Origin of the sequence: Fulvimonas soli (genome assembly GCF_003148905.1) — a bacterium.
GTDB classification, from domain to species: Bacteria; Pseudomonadota; Gammaproteobacteria; order Xanthomonadales; family Rhodanobacteraceae; genus Fulvimonas; species Fulvimonas soli.
Map to the genome: position 1 here is coordinate 170,971 of NZ_QGHC01000005.1, position 22,633 is coordinate 193,603.

Annotated in this window: 17 protein-coding genes, 1 pseudogene and 1 riboswitch; of the genes and pseudogenes, 12 read left to right on the top strand and 6 right to left on the bottom strand. The window is 72.8% G+C overall.

The features are described from left to right. Nucleotides 1–66: 66 nt before the first annotated feature. Complete coding sequence (locus C7456_RS08005) at nucleotides 67–672, top strand: LysE/ArgO family amino acid transporter (RefSeq protein ID WP_109723224.1); 606 nt, start codon at nucleotides 67–69, stop codon at nucleotides 670–672. An 80-nt stretch (nucleotides 673–752) separates the two neighbouring features. Next, nucleotides 753–2,384: an NAD+ synthase gene (locus C7456_RS08010; RefSeq protein ID WP_109723225.1), complete on the top strand. Its 1,632-nt coding sequence runs from the start codon at nucleotides 753–755 to the stop codon at nucleotides 2,382–2,384. A 403-nt stretch (nucleotides 2,385–2,787) separates the two neighbouring features. Here the strand turns inward: C7456_RS08010 and C7456_RS08015 are convergent. Continuing rightward, nucleotides 2,788–4,046 (bottom strand): IS3 family transposase gene (locus tag C7456_RS08015; protein ID WP_109723226.1). Its coding sequence is split into 2 segments (ribosomal slippage): nucleotides 2,788–3,695 and nucleotides 3,695–4,046, totalling 1,260 coding nucleotides; the frame shifts between segments, so codons are not numbered across the junction. A gap of 112 nt (nucleotides 4,047–4,158) precedes the next feature. Next, a complete protein-coding gene (locus C7456_RS08020) occupies nucleotides 4,159–4,986 on the bottom strand; it encodes an outer membrane protein assembly factor BamD (protein ID WP_109723227.1) in 828 nt (275 codons plus the stop codon). 58 nt (nucleotides 4,987–5,044) lie between these two features. Between C7456_RS08020 and rluD the strand changes: the two genes are divergently transcribed. Genes rluD through pgeF form a run of 3 tightly spaced genes read left to right on the top strand, consistent with a single transcriptional unit; the run spans nucleotide 5,045 to nucleotide 8,105 of the window. Beyond that, entirely contained in the window at nucleotides 5,045–6,007 is a 963-nt protein-coding gene (rluD, locus tag C7456_RS08025; protein WP_109723228.1) for a 23S rRNA pseudouridine(1911/1915/1917) synthase RluD, read from the top strand. After that, nucleotides 5,995–7,350, top strand: a complete 1,356-nt coding sequence (locus tag C7456_RS08030) for a glycosyltransferase family 39 protein (protein ID WP_139942975.1) — start codon at nucleotides 5,995–5,997, stop codon at nucleotides 7,348–7,350. Before rluD ends, C7456_RS08030 begins: the two co-directional genes overlap by 13 nt. Continuing rightward, nucleotides 7,347–8,105 carry a peptidoglycan editing factor PgeF gene (pgeF, locus tag C7456_RS08035; RefSeq protein WP_109723230.1) on the top strand — a complete coding sequence of 253 codons (759 nt, stop codon included), beginning with the start codon at nucleotides 7,347–7,349 and terminating at the stop codon, nucleotides 8,103–8,105. Before C7456_RS08030 ends, pgeF begins: the two co-directional genes overlap by 4 nt. Here the strand turns inward: pgeF and otsA are convergent. From otsA to otsB, 3 genes are read right to left on the bottom strand one after another with little or no spacing between them, the layout of a single operon-like run. After that, nucleotides 8,024–9,502 (bottom strand): alpha,alpha-trehalose-phosphate synthase (UDP-forming), encoded by a 1,479-nt coding sequence (gene otsA, locus C7456_RS08040; protein WP_109723231.1) that lies wholly within the window; start codon nucleotides 9,500–9,502, stop codon nucleotides 8,024–8,026. The two genes, pgeF and otsA, sit on opposite strands and share 82 nt — an antisense overlap. Continuing rightward, entirely contained in the window at nucleotides 9,499–11,304 is a 1,806-nt protein-coding gene (locus C7456_RS08045; protein ID WP_109723232.1) for a glycoside hydrolase family 15 protein, read from the bottom strand. Before C7456_RS08045 ends, otsA begins: the two co-directional genes overlap by 4 nt. Continuing rightward, the gene (otsB, locus tag C7456_RS08050) at nucleotides 11,264–12,100 is read right to left on the bottom strand and encodes a trehalose-phosphatase (protein ID WP_109723233.1); all 837 of its coding nucleotides are present in this window, start codon (nucleotides 12,098–12,100) and stop codon (nucleotides 11,264–11,266) included. The genes C7456_RS08045 and otsB overlap by 41 nt, the downstream gene beginning before the upstream one ends. Nucleotides 12,101–12,229: 129 nt before the next feature. Between otsB and clpB the strand changes: the two genes are divergently transcribed. After that, nucleotides 12,230–14,818, top strand: coding sequence for an ATP-dependent chaperone ClpB (clpB, locus tag C7456_RS08055; protein ID WP_109723234.1), 2,589 nt, complete (start codon nucleotides 12,230–12,232; stop codon nucleotides 14,816–14,818). A gap of 189 nt (nucleotides 14,819–15,007) precedes the next feature. Here the strand turns inward: clpB and C7456_RS08060 are convergent, their stop codons facing one another. Beyond that, nucleotides 15,008–15,847 (bottom strand): helix-turn-helix transcriptional regulator, encoded by an 840-nt coding sequence (locus tag C7456_RS08060; RefSeq protein WP_109723235.1) that lies wholly within the window; start codon nucleotides 15,845–15,847, stop codon nucleotides 15,008–15,010. Nucleotides 15,848–15,948: 101 nt separating this feature from the next. On the opposite strand from C7456_RS08060, the gene C7456_RS08065 reads away from it, so the two are divergent. From C7456_RS08065 to cobD, 6 genes and pseudogenes are all read left to right on the top strand, one after another. Continuing rightward, on the top strand, nucleotides 15,949–16,839 hold the full coding sequence (locus C7456_RS08065) for an SDR family oxidoreductase (protein WP_109723236.1): 891 nt from the start codon (nucleotides 15,949–15,951) through the stop codon (nucleotides 16,837–16,839). Nucleotides 16,840–16,978: 139 nt separating this feature from the next. Further along, nucleotides 16,979–17,200, top strand: a riboswitch (cobalamin riboswitch). 115 nt (nucleotides 17,201–17,315) lie between these two features. Further along, nucleotides 17,316–19,190, top strand: a complete 1,875-nt coding sequence (gene btuB, locus C7456_RS08070) for a TonB-dependent vitamin B12 receptor (RefSeq protein ID WP_109723237.1) — start codon at nucleotides 17,316–17,318, stop codon at nucleotides 19,188–19,190. Between the two features lie 163 nt (nucleotides 19,191–19,353). Then, the gene (locus C7456_RS08075; RefSeq protein ID WP_109723238.1) at nucleotides 19,354–19,929 is read left to right on the top strand and encodes a hypothetical protein; all 576 of its coding nucleotides are present in this window, start codon (nucleotides 19,354–19,356) and stop codon (nucleotides 19,927–19,929) included. Nucleotides 19,930–20,025: 96 nt separating this feature from the next. After that, nucleotides 20,026–20,643 carry a cob(I)yrinic acid a,c-diamide adenosyltransferase gene (cobO, locus tag C7456_RS08080; protein WP_109723239.1) on the top strand — a complete coding sequence of 206 codons (618 nt, stop codon included), beginning with the start codon at nucleotides 20,026–20,028 and terminating at the stop codon, nucleotides 20,641–20,643. A 49-nt stretch (nucleotides 20,644–20,692) separates the two neighbouring features. After that, nucleotides 20,693–21,604 carry an adenosylcobinamide-phosphate synthase CbiB gene (gene cbiB / locus C7456_RS08085; protein WP_109723240.1) on the top strand — a complete coding sequence of 304 codons (912 nt, stop codon included), beginning with the start codon at nucleotides 20,693–20,695 and terminating at the stop codon, nucleotides 21,602–21,604. Next, nucleotides 21,597–22,571: pseudogene (gene cobD, locus C7456_RS17325) on the top strand (threonine-phosphate decarboxylase CobD); the annotation flags it as partial. The gene cbiB and the pseudogene cobD, both read left to right, overlap by 8 nt. Between the last annotated feature and the right edge of the window lie 62 nt (nucleotides 22,572–22,633).

Below are 22,633 nucleotides of genomic sequence, written 5' to 3' on the forward strand. Positions count from 1 at the left end.
AAATTTAGCTTTTCTGAAGCGCGCCGACGCGCCACATTGCGCGCCATCCCGTATCGGAGCGTCGCCGTGTCCGCCGCCTATCTCGCCGGCCTCGCCGCCGGCGCCAGCCTGATCGTCGCCATCGGCGCGCAGAACGCCTTCGTGCTGCGCCAGGGCCTGCGCCGCCAGTACGTGGGCACGGTGGTGGCGCTGTGCGTGCTGGCCGACGTGGCGCTGATCGCGCTCGGCGTGGCCGGCGCGGGCCTGGCGGTGCGGCGCCACGCCGGCCTGCTGCAGGCGGTGCGCTACGCCGGCGCGGCCTTCCTGGCCGGCTACGGCCTGTTCGCGCTGCGCCGTGCCTGGCGCGGCGGGCAGGCGCTGGCGCCCGCCGGCGGCGACGCGCCGGACCGCCGCCGCGTGGCGCTGGCCTGCCTGGGCTTCACCCTGCTCAACCCGCACGTCTACCTGGACACCGTGGTGCTGCTCGGCAGCCTGTCCACCCGCTACGCCGGCGCCGGCCGCTGGGGCTTCGCCGCCGGCGCGGCCAGCGCCAGCCTGCTGTGGTTCGCCGCGCTCGGCTACGGCGCGCGGGCGCTGCTGCCGGTGTTCCGCAGCCCGCGCGCGTGGCGCGTGCTGGACGCGCTGGTGGGCGCGCTCATGCTGGCGCTGGCGGCCGCCCTGCTGCGCGGCTAGGCATCCGGGCGGCTCCCGGCGCGGCCGCGGGAGGGCGCTCGGTTATCATGCGCCTCCTTCCGCCACAGCGATTCCCCGGCATGGCCGTTCTCCGTCTCGCGCTCGCCCAGTTCGACTTCCCGGTCGGCGCCGTCGCCGCCAACGCGCAGAAGGTGCGCGAGCTGATGCGCGAGGCGCGCGCCGGCGGCGCGGACCTGCTGGTCTGTCCCGAGCTGACCCTGAGCGGCTACCCGCCGGAGGACCTGCTGCTGCGGCCGAGCTTCCTCGCCGCCTGCCAGCAGGAATTGCAGTCGCTGGCGGCCGACACCGACGGCCTGGCCGCCCTGGTCGGCTTCCCGCACAGCGAAGGCGAGGTGTTCAACGCCGCCGCGCTGTTGCGCGAGGGCCGCGTGGCGCGGATCGCGCACAAGCAGGCGCTGCCCAACTACGGCGTGTTCGACGACAAGCGCTACTTCCGCCCCGGCCGCGAGAGCGTGGTGGCGACGCTGGGCGGCGTGCGCGTGGGGCTGCTGATCTGCGAGGACGTCTGGCAGCCCGAGCCGGCCGCCGCGGCCGCCCGCGCGGGCGCCGAGCTGCTGGTGGTGGTCAACGCCTCGCCGTGGGACGACGCCAAGCAGGCCACGCGCGAGGCGGTGCTCGTCGAGCGTGCGAAGGAGACCGGCTGCGCGATCGCCTACCTCAACCTGGTCGGCGGCCAGGACGAGGTGGTGTACGACGGCGGCTCGCTGCTGGTGGACGGCGACGGCACGGTCGCCGCGCGCGCGCCGGCCTTCGCCGACCTGCTGCTGTGGGCCGAGTTCGACCCGGCCGCGCGCACGCTGCGCGCGCGGGACTGGCCGGCGGCGGCCGCCGCCGCGCCCGAGGCCACGCTGTACGCCGCGCTGGTGCGCGGCATCCGCGACTACGTGCAGAAGAACGGCTTTCCCGGCGTGCTGCTCGGCCTGTCGGGCGGCATCGACTCGGCGCTGACCCTGGCGCTGGCGGTGGACGCGCTGGGCGCGGAGCGCGTCACCGCGGTGATGATGCCCACGCGCTACACCTCCGCGCTGTCGCTGGACGGCGCGCGCGGGCAGGCCGAGCGGCTGGGCGTCGAGTACCACGTGATCGACATCGAGCCGACCTTCCAGAGCTTCCTCGCGGCGCTCGCGCCCGCCTTCGCCGGCAAGGCGCCGGACATCGCCGAGGAGAACCTGCAGTCGCGCACCCGCGGCGCGATGCTGATGGCGCTGTCGAACAAGCACGGGCGCCTGCTGCTCTCCACCGGCAACAAGAGCGAGATGGCGGTGGGCTACGCCACGCTGTACGGTGACATGTGCGGCGGCTACGCGCCGCTCAAGGACGTGTACAAGACCGCGGTGTACCGGCTGGCGCGCTGGCGCAACGCCGCGGCTGCCGCGCGCGGCGCGGCGCCGGCGATCCCGCCGGAGGTGATCGAGCGGCCGCCGTCGGCGGAGCTGCGCGAGAACCAGACCGACCAGGACTCGCTGCCGCCCTACGACGAGCTGGACGCGATCCTCGAACGCTTCATCGAGGGCGAGGAATCGCAGGCCGAGATCGCCGCGCACGGCTTTCCCGCCGAGACGGTGCGGCGGGTGGCGCGGCTGGTGCTGGCCAACGAGTTCAAGCGGCGGCAGTCGGCGCCGGGGCCGCGCGTGACCACGCGCGCGTTCGGGCGCGAGCGGCGGTATCCGATCACTTCGGGCTGGCGCTGAAGCCTCGCGGCGCCGGACGGTCGCCGTGGCCTTCGTGCGAGCGAGGCCGCGTGGCGCCTTCGCTCCTTCTTCGCAGGAAGGGTTCTTCCCAGGGAGGCGACCCTTCGCAAGGATGAAGCGACGCAGCGGCTTTCCTCCTTCCCCCCTCCGGGGAGAAGGGCGGGACGAGGGGCCGCTCTTGCGGCAGGCTCTCCACCGTGCGAATGATCCGGCGCTTTTGAAGCCGCGTCGTCCCTGGTCGAAACGCCGTCGCCAGCCCGGCCCTCACCCCCACCCTCTCCCCGGAGGGGAGAGGGAATCCCCGCAAGGGCGAAGCGGTGCCTCGGGCTTCTGCGCCCCTCCTCTCCGGGGAGAGGGAGCTTCGCAAGGATGGAGCGGCAGGCAGGCTCTGACCCGTCCTGATTTAGGTTGACACCTGTTGGGACGGTAAAGCGACAGGTTTGTCCTGCCGGAAGAACGCCCGATGGACCTCATCGGGCGTTCTGTATTTTAGGGACAAGTGAGGTCGCTCGCCGTTGTAGATGGCCACGGATTGTTCAACCATCTGCCGAGCCTGTCGCAGGTCGCTGGGTCGATGCAGCAGTAGCTCCCCTTTCAAGATGCCGTTGACGCGTTCAGCCAGCGCATTCTGGTAGCAGTCATAGCCATCGGTCATCGAGCAGCGGATGCCGTGCTGACGATGCAGTTGCTGATAAGGCTCGGCGCAGTACTGAATGCCGCGGTCGGAGTGGTGGATCAGTGGCAGGGTGCTTTGCCGCTGCCGCAAGGCCATCTCCAGCGCCTTGCGCACCCCTTCGGTCTGCAGGGTGTCATGCACGTGCCAGCCGACGATCTTGCGCGAGCAGGCATCGGTGACCAGGCTCAGGTAGACGCACTGCTGCTGGGTCGGCAGGTAGGTGATATCGGCCACCCAGACCTGCTCGGGGCGGTCGATCTTCACCTGCAGCGGCCCCGGCTTGAGCAGGTTGGGATGCCGGCGGAAGCGGTGATGGCTGTTCGTGGTCTTGTGATATGCCCGCTTGGGTGGCACCAGCAGCCGGGCCCGTCCGAGCATGCCGAACAGGGCATCGCGCCCCAGCGTGATGCCTTGGGCCTGCCAACGTTCGCGCAGCAGGTGGTGCAGCTTGCGGGTCCCGAGGCGCGGCTGACGCAGGCGCACCTCCTGGACTTGGCGCACCACGGCTTCGTGCCGGGTGACCCGTGCCCCTTGCCGTTGGCGATCCTGGTAATACGCCTGCCGGCTCCAGCCCAAGTAACGGCAAGCCTTCGCCACGCTCAGTCCGGGGACGAGCTTTTGCGCGAGGACTTGCCCAAAGGTTTTTTTACGACGCGTACCCCATAGTCCTGCTTGAGCACGTTGAGCATCGCCTCGAACAGGCGGGCCTTCTCGTTGGCTTCATGCAGTTGGACTTGCAGCGCTTTGATCTGTTGTTCCGGGGTCAGCGGTCTGGGCTTGGTAGGCATGGGTGTTGATGATGCGTCATCTCGCCAGTCTTGCCGACCGTGCTTGCGGAGCCACACCAGCACAGTCGATCGGCCCTGGACCCCGTAGCGCTCCTGAGCTTGCTTGTAGGTCAGCTCGCCTTTTTCTACCTGCTCGACCACCGACAGCTTAAAGTCCAGCGTGTAGTCGCGCTGAGTGCGTTTGATCCTCGAATTCATGAGGGCGCCTTTTCTTGGGTGAAAAGGTGTCAACTCATTTCAGGACGGGTCACTCCCAAGAAAAAAGCCGGCGGTTCCCCGCCGGCTTTTCCATTCCGCGGAACCCCGCGCCTCAGTGGTGCCCCGAGAACGGCACCATCTTGCGCAGCGTGGAGGCGCCGTGCGGCCACTTCGGGTCCTTCAGGTACGGATGGTCGGGGTAGTTCAGCGCCAGCACCTTGCGCACCTGCTCGGCCTGGTCCTTCTGGTTCAGCGCCAGGTAGCTGCGGGTGAGGATGGCCAGCGCGTCGGCGGTCTGCGGCGCCTGCTGGTAGTGCTCGATCACGTACTGCGCGCGATCGGCCGAGGCGATGTAGGCCTTGTTGCGCAGGTAGAACTCGGCCACGTTGATCTCGAACTGCGCCAGCGTGTTGCGCAGGTAGATCATGCGCTGGCGCGCGTCGGTGGCGTAGGCGCTGTCGGGGAAGCGCCGGGTCAGCTCGGAGAAGTCGTCGAACGACTGCAGGTTGTAGCCCTGGTCGCGGCGCGACTGCGAGCCCTCGCGCGAGACGAAGCGCTCGATGATGCCCGACGTGCGGTCGAAATTGATCAGGCCGCGCAGGTAATAGGCATAATCGACGTGCTTGTGGGTCGGGTAGGTCTTGATGAAGCGGTTGATCGTCGAGGAGGCGTCGTCCGGCTGGTTGTCCTTGTACTGCGAGTAGGCCAGCTCCAGCTGCGCCTGCTCGTTGTACTCGCCGGACGGGAAGCGCGCGATCAGGCGCTGGAAGGCCTTGGTCGCCGCGGCGTAGTCGGCATGGGCGAGGTCGTCGTGCGCCTTGGCGTACAGCCTGTCCACCGGCATCGTGTCGATGGTCTCCTTCTTGTGGCGGAACATCGAGCAGGCGCTCATCGAGACGGCGAGCGCGAGCACGGCGAGCAGTTTGAAGGTAAGGCGCATGGGAAAGGGTTCAGATGTCTGATCGAAAAGGCATGATAGCCGAAACCGGGGAGCGGGCATGACCGCGGTCCGCCACGAGGCCGTGGTGCCGCTGTCGGCGGCGGGTCGGAGGTTCGACCAGGCGCTGGCCGAGATGTTCCCGGACTACTCGCGCTCGCGCCTGGCCGCGTGGATCAAGGCCGGCGCCGCCACGCTGGACGGCCGCGCCGCGCCGCCGCGCCAGCTGCTGCGCGGCGGCGAGCGGGTGCGGCTGGAGGCGGAGCTGGAGGCCGAGGTGGACAGCGCGCCGGAGGCGATCGCGCTGTCCGTCGTCCACGAGGACGCGCACCTGCTGGTGCTGGACAAGCCGGCCGGCCTGGTGGTGCATCCCGGCGCCGGCAACCCGGCCGGCACCCTGCTCAACGCGCTGCTGCACCACGACCCGAAGCTGGCGGAGCTCCCGCGCGGCGGCATCGTGCACCGGCTGGACAAGGACACCTCCGGCCTGATGGTGGTGGCCCGGACGCTGCCGGCGCACACCGCGCTGGTGGCGATGCTCGCCCGCCACGCGGTGCAGCGGCAGTACGAGGCGGTGGTGACCGGCACCCTGGTGGCCGGCGGCACCGTCGACGCGCCGATCGGCCGCCATCTGGGCGACCGCCTGCGCCAGGCGGTGCGCGACGAGGAGGACGGCAAGCGCGCGGTCACCCACTACCGCCTGCGCGAGCGCTTCCGCGCGCACAGCCTGGTCCAGTGCAACCTGGAGACCGGCCGCACGCACCAGATCCGCGTGCACATGGCGCACATCCACCACCCGCTGGTCGGCGACCCGCTGTACGGCGGCGGGCTGCGCCTGCCGAAGGGCGCCTCGCCCGCGCTCGTGGCGGCCCTGCGCGGCTTCCGCCGGCAGGCGCTGCACGCGGAGCGGCTGGCCTTCGACCACCCGGTCACCGGCGAGGCGCTGTCGTTCGCCGCGCCGCGGCCGGCCGACATGGGGCAATTGATCCTGGCGCTGAGGGAGGATGCCGCGTGCGGCGACTGACGGGGGGAGTGCAAGGGTGGCTGCAGGCCGGCGGCCTGCTGCTGGTGCTGCTGGTCGGCATGTCGTTGCGCCTCGGCACCGCCGAGCGCACCCAGGTGGATCACCCGATCCGCAACGACGCGAAGGAATACGTCGCCTACGCCTGGAACTGGAAGTACCAGGGCGTCTACTCGGCGGATTTCTCGGCGATCCTGGGGGCGGCGAAGGCGCCGCCGGCGCCCGATGCGGTGCGGCCGCCCGGCTACCCGCTGTTCCTGCGCGCCTTCGTGCCGCTCTACCTGGACGGTGCCTTCGTGCAGCGCGTGGTCCGGGCCCAGGCCTGGGTCGCCGGCCTGACGCTGCTCTGCGCGACGCTGCTGGCGATGGAGCTGCTGGGCGGCTGGACGGGATTGGCGCTCGGCCTGCTGGTCGCGCTGAGCCCGCACCTGAGCGTGTACGTCCCGTACCTGCTGAGCGAGACGCTGTTCGGCACGGCGCTGATGCTCGCCATGGCCGCCGCGGTGCTGGCATTGAAGGCCCGCAGAAGGGGCTGGCGCCTTGCGATGGCGGCGACGGCCGGCGCGCTGTTCGGCGCCGCCTGCCTGATCCGGCCTACGCTCAACCAGTGGGTGCCGGTGCTGCTCGTGCTGCTGCTGGTGCCCGCGGTGCGCCGGTTCTGGCGCGAGATCGCGGCGCTGGCGCTGGGCTTCGCACTGGCGATGTCGCCGTGGTGGATCCGCAACGAGACGACCCTGCACCACGCGACCGACGCCGAGAAGATGCTGACCACGCTGCAGCAGGGCAGCTATCCGGACCTGATGTACGAAGGGCGCCCGGAGACGTTCGGCACCGCCTACAGCTTCGATCCCGCGGCGGCGAAGGCCGCGTCGAGCTGGTCCGGCCTGTTCGCCGACCTGCGCGCGAAGTTCGCCCGGCAGCCCTGGACGATGGTCCGCTGGTACCTGTTCGGCAAGATCACCTATTTCTTCGGCTGGGCTTCCCCGGAAGGGTGGGTGGACATCTTCACCTATCCGGTCTTCCGCTCGCCCTGGCTGACCGATGCGGCCTATCTGCCGATCGCCTCGGCGATGCACGGCATCCATGCGCCGCTGATGATCTTCGGCGTGCTGGGCACCTTGATCGCCTTCCTGCCGCGCACGCGCCGGCTGTTCGGCGACTACCGCGCCGATGCGTTCCGCTTCCTGGCGCTGCTGCACCTGTTCGTGATCGGCGTGCACGTCGCGGGCCTGCCGATCGGCCGCTACAGCGTGCCGTTCCGGCCGCTCAGCTTTCTGCTGGCGCTGTTCCTGCTCGCCTGGCTGTTCCGCGCCTACCGCGAGCACCGGCGGGGAACGCCCGCATGAGCGGCGCCTGGCTCGCGCCCGACTGGCCCGCGCCGGCGCGGGTGCGCGCCGCGGTGAGCACGCGCTTCGGGCCCGGCGTCTCGGCGCCGCCGTTCGAGCGCTTCAACCTCGGCGCGCGCAACGGCGACGATCCGGCCGCCGTCGCGGCCAACCGCGCCGCGCTGGCGGCGGCGCTCGGCCTGCCGCGCGCGCCGCACTGGCTGCGCCAGGTGCACGGCGTCGACGTGGCCGAGGTCGACGCGGGCGCCGGCGGGGAGCCCTGCGCCGATGCCGCGGTGACCCGCCGCGCGGGCGAGCCGCTGGCGATCCTCACCGCCGACTGCCTGCCGGTGCTGTTCTGCGCCGCCGACGGCGGCGCGGCCGGCGCCGCGCATGCCGGCTGGCGCGGGCTGGCGGCCGGCGTGCTGGAGGCCACGGTGCGCGCGCTGCGCGTGCCCGGCGTCGAGCTGCTCGCCTGGCTGGGGCCGTGCATCGGCGCGGCGTCCTACGAGGTGGGCGAGGAGGTGCGCGCGGCCTTCGTCGACGCCGATGCCGGCGCGGCGGCGGCCTTCGCGCCGACCCGGCCCGGGCACTGGCTGTGCGACCTGGCGCAGCTGGCGCGGCGGCGCCTGCACGCGCTGGACGTGCGGGCGGTGTACGGCGGCGGCTTCGACACCCGCGCCGACGCGCGCTTCTACTCGTGGCGCCGCGACGGCGCCTCCAGCGGGCGCTTCGCCAGCCTGGTCTGGCTGGAGCCGGAGACGCCGCCGCGCTGACCGGCGCGCGCGGGGTGCGTGGCGTACAGGGCGTCGAGGAAGGCGTCGAGCCAGGAGCCGAGGTCGTGCCGCTCCAGCACGTCCATCATCGCGCGCCAGCGCTTGCGCCGCTCCTGCAGCGGCATGGCCAGCGCGCGGGCCAGCGCCTCGGCCACCTCGGTGGTGTCGGCGGGGTTCACCAGCAGCGCGCCGTCCAGCTCCTGCGCCGCGCCGGCAAAGCGCGAGAGCACCAGCACGCCCGGATCCCTCGGGTCCTGGCAGGCCACGTATTCCTTCGCCACCAGGTTCATGCCGTCGCGCAGCGGGGTGACCAGGCCGACCCGCGCGGTGCGGTAGTAGCCGCTCAGCACCGCGTGCGGGAAGGACTGGTTGACGTAGCGGATCGGCGCCCAGTCCGGCGTGGCGTACTTGCCGTTGATGTGGCCGGCCGAGCGCTCCAGCTCGTGGCGCAGGCGGCGGTATTCCGGCACCGCGCCGCGGCTGGGCGGCGCGATCTGCAGGAAGCTCACCTGGCGCTGCAGCGCCGGCTCGCGCTCGAGCAGCTGCGCGTAGGCCTCGAAGCGCTGCGGCAGGCCCTTGGAATAGTCCAGCCGGTCCACGCCGATGATCAGCGCGCGGCCCTGCAGGCTGTCCTTGAACTGCTGGATCTCCGGCAGCGCCGCCGCCTCGCGCGCGGCCTGCGCGACCGCCGCGGTGTCGATGCCGATGGGGAACACCCCGGCGCGGAACGTGCGGCCGTCGGGCGCGCGCAGCAGGCCGCCGGGGCGCAGCGCACCGCCCAGCTCGTGCAGGAAGTAGGTCTCCAGCGCGCGCAGGTCGCGCGCGGTGTGCAGGCCCACCAGGTCGTAGGCGGCCAGCGCGCCGATCAGCTCGCGGTGGCGCGGCAGGGTGATCAGCAGCTCGGCCGCCGGCAGCGGGATGTGCAGGAAGAAGCCGATGCGGTTGCGCACGCCCAGCCCGCGCAGCATCGCGGCCAGCGGGATCAGGTGGTAGTCGTGCACCCACACCGTGTCGTCCGGGCGCAGCATCGCCGCCAGCCGCTCGGCGAACAGCCGGTTCACGCGCAGGTAGCCTTCCAGGTGGCTGCGCCGGTAGTCGACCAGGTCGGGCCGGTAGTGGAACAGCGGCCACAGCGCGCGGTTGGCGAAGCCGGCGTAGTAGTCGTCGTGGTCGGCGCGGGTGAGGTCGAGCGTGGCGTAGTCGATGCCGCCCTCGTGGCGGTGGTGCAGCTCGGCCTTCTCGGCGATCTTGCCGCTCCAGCCGAACCACAGGCCGCCGCGCTCGGACAGCGCGGCGCGCATCGCCGAGGCGAGCCCGCCGGTGGCGATCTGGCGCGGCGTGGCCACGCGGTTGGAGACCACCACCAGCCGCCCGGCGCGGCTCGGGCCGGCGCTCACAGCGCGTCCTCCCAGCGGCGCGACAGGCGCATCGCGGCCTGGACCAGCCCGACCAGCGAGTAGGTCTGCGGGAAGTTGCCCCAGTGCTCGCCGCTGGCCGGCGCGAGGTCCTCCGACAGCAGGCCCAGCGCGTTGCGCTGCGCCAGCATGTGCTCGAACATCGCGCGCGCCTCGTCGCGCCGGCCGATCGCCGCCAGCGCCTCGATGTACCAGAAGGTGCAGATGTTGAAGCTGGTCTCCGGCGCGCCGAAGTCGTCCGGCGCGATGTAGCGGAACAGGTAGTTGCCGCGGCCGAGCTGGCGGCCGATCGCCTCCACCGTGGCGACGTAGCGCGGGTCCTTCGCCTCGACGAAGCCGATGTCGGCGAGCAGCAGCAGGCTGGCGTCCAGGCGCTCGCCGTCGTAGGCGTCGACGAAGTGGCCGAGCCTCGCGTTCCACGTGCGCGCCTCGATGCGCGCGTGCAGCGCCACCGCCTCGTCGTGCCAGTGGCGCGCGCGCTCGGCCAGGCCCAGCTCGGTGGCGATGTGGGCGAGGCGGTCGCAGGCGGCCCAGCACATCGCCGCCGAGTAGGTGTGCACCGCGGCGCGGCCGCGGAACTCCCACAGCCCCGCGTCGGGCTGCTCGGCCATGCGCAGCGCCAGCCGGCCCAGCGGCTCGAGCCGGCGGAAGGTGGTCTCGTCGCCCATGCGCTCCAGCCGGTGGTCGAAGAACAGCTGCGCCGAGGCCAGCACCACCGAGCCGTAGGCGTCGTTCTGGCGCTGCCGCCAGGCGTCGTTGCCGACCCGCACCGGGCCCATCCCGCGGTAGCCGGCCAGCGCCGGCACCTCGCGCTCGGGCAGCTCGCGCTCGAAGGTGATGCCGAACACCGGGCCGATCTCGTCGTCGTGGTCGCCCACCGCGAGGTTGAACACGTAGCGGATGTACTCCTCCATCGTGCGCGTGGCGCCCAGCCGGTTGAGCGCGCGCACGGTGAAGGCGGCGTCGCGCAGCCAGCAGTAGCGGTAGTCCCAGTTGCGCGCGGTGCCGGGGGCCTCGGGGATCGAGGTGGTGAGCGCGGCGACGATCGCGCCGGTGGCCTCGTACTGGCACAGCTTCAGGGTGATCGCGGCGCGGATCACCGCCTCCTGCCACTCGTAGGGGATCGACAGGTAGCGCACCCAGTCGCGCCAGTACTGCACGGTGCGGTCGAGCATGCGCCGGCAGAACTCGGCGGGGCTCTCGGTGAGCGTCTCGTCGGGGCCGAACACGAAGTGCGCCGGCCGGTCGAGGCCGAAGGCCAGGCCGCGCTCGACCAGCGGCACCGCCACGTCGCAGGTCAGCCGCTGCACCGTGCCGTCGAGCAGGTAGCGCACGTGGTTGCTGCCGGAGGTGGTCTGCGGCGCGCGCGCGCCGTACTCGCACAGCGGGCGCAGCAGCACGCGGATGCGCGGCGCGCCGCACAGCGGGCGCACCTGCCGCACCAGCATCACCGGATGGTAGAAGCGGCCGTAGGCGCGGTGGCGCGGCGCGAAGTCGGTGATCTCGACGGCGCCGCCGTGGCGGTCGTACAGCCGGGTCACCAGCACGGCGGTGTTGGGGACGTAGTGCTGCTCGGCGCGCTCGCAGTCCTGCAGCTCGATGGTCCAGTCGCCGCCGCCCTGGCGCGGCGAGAGCAGCGCGCAGAAGGTGGCGTCGGCGTCGAAGCGCGGCAGGCAGCACCAGACGATGCGCGCGCGGGGGTCGATCAGGGCGGCGACGCTGCCATTCCCGATCACGCCGAGCTCAAGGCCGGCGTTGCGGGGGGCCTCCGGGGTTTGCGGCATGTGGCGGGGTTCCTTTCATCAGCGTGTCCAGCACATCGGACAACCAAGCCTGCACGGCGGCGGGATTAGGCAGCGTGAAGAGCGCATGGCTGGGCGTGCGGCCTCCCACGCGCACGCTCAGGCCGCGCGCGGCGTTGACCGCGGCGAAGGCGTGCTCGTCGGTGAGGTCGTCGCCCAGGTACACCGGACGGCGGCCGGCGAACGGCGGCGCCGCCAGCAGCTCCGCCACCGCGCGGCCCTTGTCCATGCCGGCCGGCTTGAACTCCATCACCATGTCGCCCGGCTGCAGCTCGTAGCCGGGCAGCCGCGCGGCCAGCGCCATCGCCTCGCGGCGCAGCGCCGGCAGCAGCGAGGGCGCGCGGCGGCAATGCAGCGCGGCGGCCACGCCCTTGTCCTCCCAGCGCACCGCCTCGCCCAGGCGCGCGGCCAGCGCGGCGGTCTCGCGGCGCATGCGGCGCACCTGCGCCGGCTCGATCGACGGCGCCTGCGCGCGGCCTGCGGCATCGTGCCGCTCCAGCCCGTGCAGGCCGACCAGGGTCCAGGGCGGGTCGCCGAACAGCCGCCCGAGGTCGGCCAGCGCGCGGCCGCTGACCAGGGCGAGCGCGCCGTCCAGCGCGCCGTGCAGCCCGGCCAGGCGGCGCCGCAGCGCGGGCAGCACGACCACCGCGGTGGGATCGTCGGCGAAGTCCAGGAGGCTGCCGTCGACGTCGAGGAACAGCGCCCAGCGCTCGCCGGCGCCGGGCAGGGGCGGATGCGGCAGGACGGCCGCGGGCGGGGGGGAGGAACGCGGAGCCATGCGCGAGACCTTAGCAACCGGCGCGTGAAGAAGCGTGCGGCGGCCTGCTTGAATCGCGGCGCGCCGTCCGCATCTGCTCCGGCAGTGGCGGCCTGCCGCCAAATCCTTTTTCCGGGGGAGACACCCAACATGCGGATGGACAAACTCACTTCGCGTTTCCAGCAGGCGCTGGCCGACGCGCAGTCGCTGGCCGTGGGCCGCGACCACAACATGCTCGAGCCGGCGCACGTGATGGCCGCGCTGCTCGACCAGCAGGGCGGCTCGACCGCGCCGCTGCTGACCCAGGCGCAGGTCAACGTGCCGGCGCTGCGCCAGCGCGTGGCCGAGCTGCTGGACCGCCTGCCGAAGGTGAGCGGCCAGGAGGGCAGCATCCACGTCGGCAACGACCTGACGCGCCTGCTCAACCTCACCGACAAGCTGGCGCAGCAGCGCGGCGACCAGTTCATCGCCAGCGAGTTGTTCCTGCTCGCCGCGCTGGACGACAAGGGCGAGCTGGGCGCGGCGCTGAAGGCCGCCGGCGCCACCAAGGCGAAGCTGGAGGCCGCCATCGACAAGCTGCGTGGCGGCGAGAAGGTGCAGAGCGAGAACGCCGAGGACCAGCGCCAGGCGCTGGAGAAGTACTGCATCGACCTCACCGCTCGCGCCGAGCAGGGCAAGCTCGACCCGGTGATCGGCCGCGACGAGGAGATCCGCCGCACCATCCAGGTGCTGCAGCGGCGCACCAAGAACAACCCGGTGCTGATCGGCGAGCCGGGCGTGGGCAAGACCGCGATCGTCGAGGGCCTGGCCCAGCGCATCGTCAAGGGCGAGGTGCCCGAGGGCCTGCGCGACCGCCGCGTGCTCGCGCTCGACATGGGCGCGCTGATCGCCGGCGCCAAGTTCCGCGGCGAGTTCGAGGAGCGCCTGAAGGCCGTGCTCAACGACCTGGCCAAGAACGAGGGCCAGATCATCCTGTTCATCGACGAGCTGCACACCATGGTCGGCGCCGGCAAGGCCGAGGGCGCGATGGACGCGGGCAACATGCTCAAGCCCGCGCTGGCGCGCGGCGAGCTGCACTGCATCGGCGCCACCACGCTGGACGAGTACCGCCAGTACATCGAGAAGGACGCCGCGCTGGAGCGCCGCTTCCAGAAGGTGTTCGTGGGCGAGCCCTCCGTCGAGGACACCATCGCCATCCTGCGCGGCCTGAAGGAGCGCTACGCGGTGCACCACGGCGTGGAGATCACCGACCCGGCGATCGTCGCCGCGGCCACGCTGTCCAACCGCTACATCACCGACCGCCAGCTGCCGGACAAGGCGATCGACCTGATGGACGAGGCGGCCAGCCGCATCCGCATGGAGATCGACTCCAAGCCGGAGGAGCTGGACCGCCTGGAGCGCCGGCTGATCCAACTGAAGATCCAGCGCGAGATGCTGAAGAAGGAGAAGGACGAGGAATCGAAGAGGCGCCTCGCCGACCTGGAGTCCGACATCGAGAAGCTGGAGCGCGAGTTCTCCGACCTGAACGAGGTGTGGAAGTCGGAGAAGGCCGCGCTGCAGGGCGCGACCAAGATCAAGGAGCAGATCGAGCAGGCCCGGCTGGAGCTGGAGGCCGCGCAGCGCCGCCAGGACTACGCCAAGATGAGCGAGATCCAGTACGGCGTGCTGCCGGCGCTGGAGAAGCAGCTCGCCGCCGCGCAGGCCGCCGAGCAGACGGGCGACTTCAAGCTGGTGCAGGACAAGGTCACTGCCGAGGAGATCGCCGAGGTGGTCAGCCGCTGGACCGGCATCCCGGTGTCCAAGATGCTGGAGGGCGAGCGCGACAAGCTGCTGCACATGGAGGACGCGCTGCACAAGCGCGTGGTGGGCCAGGACGAGGCGGTGCGCGCGGTGGCCGACGCGATCCGCCGCTCGCGCGCGGGGCTGTCCGACCCGAACCGCCCGAACGGCTCGTTCCTGTTCCTCGGCCCCACCGGCGTGGGCAAGACCGAGCTGTGCAAGGCGCTGGCCGAGTTCCTGTTCGACACGCAGGACGCGATGGTGCGCATCGACATGAGCGAGTTCATGGAGAAGCACTCGGTGAGCCGGCTGATCGGCGCGCCGCCCGGCTACGTCGGCTACGAGGAGGGCGGCTACCTCACCGAGGCGGTGCGCCGCCGGCCGTACAGCGTGATCCTGCTGGACGAGGTGGAGAAGGCGCACCCGGACGTGTTCAACATCCTCCTGCAGGTGCTCGACGACGGCCGCCTCACCGACGGCCAGGGCCGCACGGTGGACTTCCGCAACACCGTCATCGTGATGACCTCCAACCTGGGCTCGCAGCTGATCCAGGAGATGGACGGCGACGCCAGCGAGGAGGCCTACACCAAGATGAAGGCCGCGGTGCTGGGCGTGGTGCAGGCGCACTTCCGCCCGGAGTTCATCAACCGCCTGGACGAGATCGTGGTGTTCCGCCCGCTGGAGAAGGCGCAGATCCGCGCCATCGCGCGCATCCAGCTCGCCTACCTGGAGAAGCGGCTGGCCGAGCGGCAGCTGAAGATGGAGATCAGCGACAAGGCGCTGGACCTGTTGGGCAACATCGGCTTCGACCCGGTGTACGGCGCGCGGCCGCTCAAGCGCGCGATCCAGCAGCAGCTGGAGAACCCGCTGGCGCGCGAGATCCTGGAAGGCCGCTTCGCGCCGGGCGCCACCGTGAAGGTGGACGCCGAGCGCGGGCAGCTGGTGTTCGGGCAGGGCTGAGGCCGGCCGGACGCAGGCGCGCGCCGGAGGGCTTCGCCCGGCACGCCGCTTCCGTCCGGCGCGGCAGGCCGTGCCGGGGCAAGCAGGATTGTGGGAGCGGCCTGCGGCCGCGACGTTCCCGCCGCCGGCCGCCGGTTCCGCGCAGCACGGCCCGGCTGGCCGCAGCCGCGACATCGAACCGCGCCCCGCCTACGCGGACACCGGCCCATGCGCCTCGACCAGCGCCCTGATCCGCTCCGCGTCCCTCGCCGTCGCCGGGTTGTGGATCACCAGCGCGAGGTCGGGCCGGCCGTCGACGGCGAAGGTGGAGTATTCCAGCGCGAGCGACCCGGCCTGCGGATGGTCCAGCCGCTTGGTGCCCTCGCCGTGGCTGCGCACGTCGTTGTCGCGCCACATCGCCTCGAACTCGGGGCTGCTGCGGCACAGCTCCTCCACCAGCGACTTCACCGCCCCGGTGGCGCCGGCGCGCGCCGTGTCCGCGCGGAACGCCGCCACCACGGAGCGGGCGACGCCCTCCCAGTCGGTCTGCTTGCAGTGGACGCGGCGGTCGCGAAAGATCAGCCGGAGGATGTTGCGCTCGGCCGGCTCCAGCGTGCCGTAGTCGGTCAGCACCGCGGCGGCGGCGCGGTTCCAGGCGAGCACGTCCCAGGTGGCGGTCTTGACGAGGGCGGGGATGAACTCCAGCGCGTCGAGCACCCGCTGCAGCCGCGGCGCGATGCCCTGCACCGCCTGGTAGCGCACCTCCGGCGGCCGGCCCAGCGCGAGCAGGAACAGATGCTCGCGCTCGACTTCCGTCAGCATCAGCGCCCGCGCGATCCGGTCGAGCACTTCCGGCGAGGGCGCGCCGCCGCGCCCCTGTTCGAGCCAGGTGTACCAGGTGGCGCTGATGTTGGCGCGCTGCGCCACTTCCTCGCGGCGCAGGCCGGCGGTGCGCCGCCGCGCCGTCGGCAAGCCGAGCGCGGCCGGGTCGAGCCTGGCGCGGCGGTCCTTGAGGTAGGTGCCCAGCGGATTGTCGTTGGTGCCCGGCATGCGGATCCTGTTAGTCGCCATACCCGTATAACGTCACGGCTTCACGCCGATAGCTTGTGCGCCGAAAGTGGTCCGCGTCTACCACGGATGCGGAGTGATCCATGCGCGTTTTCGTCACCGGCGCGACGGGGTTCGTCGGTTCGGCCGTCGTCGATGAATTGATCGCCGCAGGGTACGCGGTGCTCGGCCTCGCGCGCTCGGAGGCCGGCGCGGCCGCACTGGCGGCGAAGGGCGCCGAGGTCCATCGCGGTTCGCTCGAAGACCTCGACAGCCTGCGCCGCGGCGCGGCGGCCGCCGACGGCGTGGTCCACCTGGCCTTCATCCACGACTTCTCCAGGTTCGCGGAGAACGGGCAGATCGACAGGCGCGCCATCGAGGCGATGGGCGAGGTGCTGGCCGGTTCGGGCAAGCCGTTCGTGGTCACCTCCGGCACGGGCCTGATCGCGCCGGGACGGCTGGCGACGGAAGACGATCCGGCCCGCGCCGGCGACGCCATACCCCGCGTGTCCGAGCATGCCGGGCTGGCGTTCGCCGCGCAGGGCGTGAGGGCGATGGCGATGCGCCTGCCGCAGGTGCACGGCGGCGAGGGCAAGGCCGGCTTCGTCGGCTACCTGTTCGAGATCGCGCGCCAGAAGGGCGTCTGCGCCTACGTCGGCGACGGCGGCAACCGCTGGGCCGCCGCGCACCGGCTGGACGTCGCGCGCGCGTACCGGCTCGCGCTTGAGAAAGGCGTTGCGGGCGCCAGCTACCACGCCGTCGCCGACGAAGGCGTGCCGCTGCGCGACATCGCCGCGGTGTTCTCGCGCCACCTGGGCACGCCGGCGGTTTCGATCGCGCCGGAGGAGGCCGCTGCCCATTTCGGCTGGCTGGCGATGTTCGCGGCCCTGGACATGCCGGCGTCGAGCGCCCTGACGCAGGCGCGTCTGGGATGGAAGCCGACGCGGGCCGGGCTGCTCGAGGATATCGGGCGGCCGGGCTATTTCGGGGCGTGAGTCGTCCCCGCCGTCCGTGCGCGCTTCGCGCCCGTCCGGCTTTCGCCGGGATGACGGCGAAGTGCGGCACGCGGTGTCCCGGCACCGGCCCACGGCGCGGCGCCCATGTTCCGCGCCCCCCTTCCTCTCCCGCTTCGGCTAGACTGTGCCGGCCTGAGGTGACCGCCGGCCAGGCCGGCGGTTGAAACGGGAATCCGGTGCCGCCTGCCCGCGCAGGCCATGCCGGAGCTGCCCCCGCAACGGTAGGCGAGCAGACGGTCCGCACGAAGCCACTGTGCTCACGCATGGGAAGGCGCGGTCCGGGAGGGTCCGACGATCCTCGCTCGCGAGCCCGGAGACCGGCCCCGAGGCACGACCTGGCATGCGGCGGGCAATGTCATGGAGGCCGTGCGTTCCCGCGCGGCCGCCACGCTCCCTCCGCCCGCCTTCCATCCCTTGCGTTCCGCGCGGGCAGGCGCGGCTTGAGGAGCATCGCAGTGGCATTCCAAGTTTCGTCCGTCCGCCGTTCCGCGCTCGCGGCGGCGCTTTCGCTCGCGCTCGTCCCGGCCTTCGCCGCGGAGGGGCAGACCGACCTCGAAGGCGTGGTGGTCACCGCCACGCGCACCGCGCAGACCCAGGACCAGACCCTGGCCGCGGTCACCGTGATCGACCGCGCCGAGATCGAGCGCCTGCAGCCGACGTCGGTGGCCGACCTGCTGCGCGGCACGCCCGGCATGATGCTGGCCAACAACGGCGGGCCCGGCAAGGCCACCTCGATCTTCCTGCGCGGCACCGAGTCCGACCACGTGCTGGTGCTGGTGGACGGCCTCAAGCTCGGCTCGGCGACCAGCGGCACCGCCTCGATCCAGGACATCCCGGTGGAGCAGATCGAGCGCATCGAGATCGTGCGCGGGCCGTTCTCCAGCCTGTACGGCTCGGAGGCGATCGGCGGCGTGATCCAGATCTTCACCCGCCGCCCGCAGGGCCCGTTCGCGCCCAACCTGATGCTGGGCTTCGGCAGCTACCGCCACGCCGCCGGCTCGGCCGGCTTCTCCGGCAAGTCCGGCGACGGCTGGTACGCGCTGCAGGCCAGCCACGACAACACCCGCGGCATCAACGCCTGCCGCGTCGGCGCGGCCGAGGCCTTCGCCGCCTGCTACGCCGACCAGCCGGACAGGGACGGCTACCGCGACAACAGCCTGAGCCTGCGCGGCGGCTACCGCTTCGGCCGCGACTGGGACGGCGACGCGCAGTTCTTCCGCAGCGAGGGCCACAGCGAGTACGACGGCAGCACCGGCGACGCCACCGACACCGTCTCGCAGGTGGCCGGCGGCAAGCTGCACTGGCACGCCGCGGAGAACGTCGAGCTCAGCGCGGGCGTGGGGCAGACCGCCGACCTCAGCAAGATCTACCTGCGCAACGCCTTCATGGACCGCTTCGACACGCGCCGCACGCTGGGCACCGTGCAGGCCGACGTCGGCGCGGGCGGCGGGCTCTACAGCGTGGGCTTCGACTGGCAGCGCGACGGGATCACCAGCCACGAGCCCTACGACGCCGACAGCCGCGTCGACCGCGGCCTGTTCGCGCAGTGGCAGCAGGCCTTCGGCGCGCAGTCGCTGCAGGCCAGCGTGCGCCGCGACGACAACAGCCAGTTCGGCGGCAGGAACACCGGCAGCCTGCTGTGGGGCTGGGACCTCGCCCGCGGCCTGCGCCTGACCGCCAGCTACGGCACCGCGTTCCGCGCGCCCACCTTCAACGAGCTGTACTACCCCGATTACGGCTACGCCGACCTCAGGCCCGAGCGCGCGCGCAACGCCGAGCTGGGCCTGCGCGGCACGCACGGCTGGGGCTGGTGGTCGGTGAGCGCGTTCCGCAACGACATCAGCGACCTGATCACCTACGACCCGTCGCTGATCGACGCGCTGCACCCGTACGGCGCGCCCAACAACATCGACCGCGCGCGCATCCGCGGCGCGGAAGGCGCGCTGGGCACCACGCTGGCGGGCTGGACGCTGGGCGCCACCGCCACCTGGCTGGACCCGCGCGACCGCGCCCGCGAGGGCGCCTACGGCAACCTGCTGCCGCGGCGCGCGCGGCAGAGCGCGCGGCTGGACGCCGACCGCAGCTTCGGCGCCTTCGGCGTGGGCGCCAGCTGGTTCGTCTCCGGCTACCGCTACGACGACATCGCCAACGCGCACCGGCTGGGCGGCTACGCGCTCACCGACCTGCGCCTGGCCTACGCGCTGGACCGCGACTGGAAGCTGCAGCTGGCGCTCGACAACGTCTTCGGCAAGCGCTACGAGACCGCGTGGTACTACGACCAGCCGGGCCGCAACTTCATGCTGACCCTGCGCTACCAGCCGGCGCGCTGAGCGTGCCGTCGCGCAGGCGCCATGGCCGGCGGCGGGCATCCAGCGGCTCTCCGCCGTTGCGGGCAAGGACGCTGGATGCCTGCCTTCGCAGGCACGACGGACCCCGCCGGCGTTGCGCCGGGATCGCATCCACGGGGCGCATCCGCCCCACGAGGAGGACGCCATGAAACCGTTGTCCCGCTCCACGTCCCTCTGCATCGCCGCGGCACTGGCGGTGCTGATGCTGGCCACCCGCTTCAAGCATTTCGGCGACGCGCTGCACCTGCCGGACGCCTCGATGGCGGCGTTCTTCCTCGGCGGGCTGTACCTGCGCCGGCACCTGGCCTTCGCCGGCTGCCTCGCGCTGGCGGTGCTGGTGGACTGGGTGTCGGTGCGCCACGCCGGGGTGAGCGACTTCTGCATCACCCCGGCGTATGCGCTGCTGCCGCTGGCCTACGCGGCGCTGTGGTACGCGGGCCGGCTCTATGCCGGCCGCCTCGACGGCAGCGCCGCCGCGCTGGCCGGCGCGTTCGGCGTGGCGCTGGGCGCGGCGGCGCTCTCCTTCGCCATCTCCAACGGCGCGTTCTACTGGCTGGGCGGCCGCTACGCGCAGCCGCACCTGGCCGAGTACCTGGCGCGGCTGTGGCAGTGGGGGCCGCTGTTCGTGCGCACCACGCTGGGCTACGTGGCGGCGGCGCTGCTGCTGCACGGCGCGCTGGCGCGCTGGCTGCCGCCCGTCGCCGCGCGACGCGCGGCCTGAGGGGGAGGGCGCGATGGTTCCGCAACGTCTTCCGTTCGCCTCGTTCCGCGCGCCACTGGCGGCCTGGCACGCGCCGGGCCAGCGGCAGGTGCAGGCATGAGCGATACACCCACGACTCCCGAGGAACGCCACCGCGAGCGCATGCAGCGCAAGAAGGCGCTGGTGGACCGGAAGATCGCCCGCGCCACCCTCGACCGCGGCGTGCTGGTGGTGAACACCGGCACCGGCAAGGGCAAGAGCTCCTCCGGCTTCGGCATGCTCGCCCGCGCGCTGGGCCACGGCCTGCGCTGCGGCGTGGTGCAGTTCATCAAGGGCACGTTCTCCACCGGCGAGGAGGCGTTCTTCCGCCGCGTCGGTGGCGAGCTGCTCGACTACCGCGTGATGGGCGAGGGCTTCACCTGGGAGACCCAGGACCGGGCGCGCGACGTCGCGGCGGCGCAGGTGGCCTGGGCCGAGGCGGCGCGCATGCTGGCCGACCCGTGCTACGGCTTCGTGCTGCTGGACGAGCTCAACATCGCGCTGGCCAGGCGCTACGTGGCGCTGGAGGACGTGCTGGCCGCGCTGGCGGCGCGGCCGCCGCGCCAGCACGCGGTGGTCACCGGCCGCGGCGCGCCGGACGCGCTGCTGGAGGCGGCCGACACGGTGACCGAGATGCGCCTGGTCAAGCACGCCTTCCAGGCCGGCATCAAGGCGCAGAAGGGCATCGAGCTGTGAGCGGGCCGCGCCGCCGGGGCTGGCCATCGCCGTGAGCGCGTCGCTCGCCATGCTGGCCGCGCTGCTGCTCGACGCTTGGCTGGGCGAGCCGCGGCGCGCGCATCCGCTGGTGGCGTTCGGACGGCTGGCCGTCCGAATCGAACGCCGTGGCTGGCGCGACCGGCGCGCCGCCGGCCTGCGGGCCTGGGCGCTGGCGGTGGCGCCGCCGGTGCTGGCGGCCTGGCTGCTGGCCCGGATGCTCGGCGCCGCGTCGCCGTGGCTGGGCTTCGCCTTCGACGCCGGCGTGCTGTACCTCGCCGTCGGCCTGCGGAGCCTCGGCGCGCACGCGCGGCCGGTGGCGGCGGCGCTGGAGGCGGGCGAGCTGGACGCCGCGCGCGCCGCGGTGGGCCGCATGGTGAGCCGCGACACCGCCGCATTGAGCGAGCGCCAGGTGGCCGCCGCCGCCACCGAGTCGGTGCTGGAGAACGGCAACGACGCGGTGTTCGGCGCGCTGTTCTGGTTCGCCGTGCTGGGCGCGCCGGGCGCGGTGCTGTACCGGCTGGCGAACACGCTGGACGCGATGTGGGGCTACCGCACGCCGCGCTACGCGCGCTTCGGCTGGGCCGCCGCGCGCCTGGACGACGCGCTCAACTGGCTGCCGGCGCGGCTGGCCGCCTTCACCTACGCGCTGTGCGGCCGCTGCGGGCGCGCGCTGCGCTGCTGGCGCGCGCAGGCGCCGCAGTGGGACAGCCCCAACGCCGGCCCGGTGATGGCCGCCGGTGCCGGCGCGCTGGGCGTGGAATTGGGCGGCGCCGCGCCGTATCACGGCGCGTGGGAGGAACGGCCCGCGCTGGGCGAGGGCGCCGCGCCGGACGCGGGCGCGATCCGCCGCGCGCTGCGGCTGGTGCGCCGCGGCGTGGCGCTGTGGCTCGCGGCGGCGCTGCTGCTGGGCCTGGCCCGCTGGAGCGCCGCGCATGCTTGAGCACGGCGGCCGCCTGCGCCGCGCGGCGCGCGAATACGGCATCCCGCTGGCCGACTGGCTGGACCTGTCCACCGGCATCAGCCCGTTCGGCTGGCCCGTGCCGCCGCCGCCCGCCGAAGCGTGGCGCCGCCTGCCCGAGGACGACGACGGCCTGGCCGAGGCCGCCTGCGCCTATTACGGCGCGCCGCACGTCCTGCCGGTGGCGGGCACGCAGGCGGCGATCCAGGCGCTGCCGCGGCTGCGCGGCCCCTCGCGGGTGGGCGTGCTGGCGCCCGGCTACGCCGAGCATGCGCAGGCGTGGGAGCGCGCCGGGCACCGCGTCGAGCGGCGCGCTTCGTCCGAGCTGCTCGATGCCGCCGGCGACTACGACGTGCGGGTGCTGATCCATCCCAACAACCCGACCGGCGAGCGCTTCGATCCGCAACGCCTGCGGCAAGCGCACGCCGCGCTGGCCGCGCGCGGCGGCTGGCTGGTGCTGGACGAGGCGTTCATGGACGCCTCGCCGGACGACAGCCTGTGCGCGCATGCGGACCGCGAGGGGCTGATCGTGCTGCGCTCGGCGGGCAAGTTCTTCGGCCTGGCCGGCGCACGCGCCGGCTTCGTCTGCGCGGCGCCGGCGCTGCTCGACGCGCTGCGCGAGGAACTGGGTCCATGGGCGCTCGCCGGCCCCAGCCGCCACGCGCTGCGGCTGGCGCTGGCCGACCGCGCCTGGCAGGCGCAGGCGCGCGGGCGGCTGCGGGCGGCGGGCGAGCAGCTGTCCGGATTGCTGAAGCGGCACGGGTTGCCGCCCGCGGGTGGTTGCGCGTCGTTCCAGTGGTGCCGGCACGAGGCGGCGGCGGCGATCCACCGCGCGCTGGCGCAACGGGGCATCCTGGTGCGCCTGTTCGACGATCCGCCCAGCCTGCGCTTCGGCCTGCCGCCGGACGCGGCGGCCCTCGCGCGGCTCGCCGCCGCGCTCGCCGAGGTCGAACCCCTCTCCCGCCGGGAGAGGGGCGGGGGTGAGGGTACGGCCGAAGCGCGGCCTGTTCG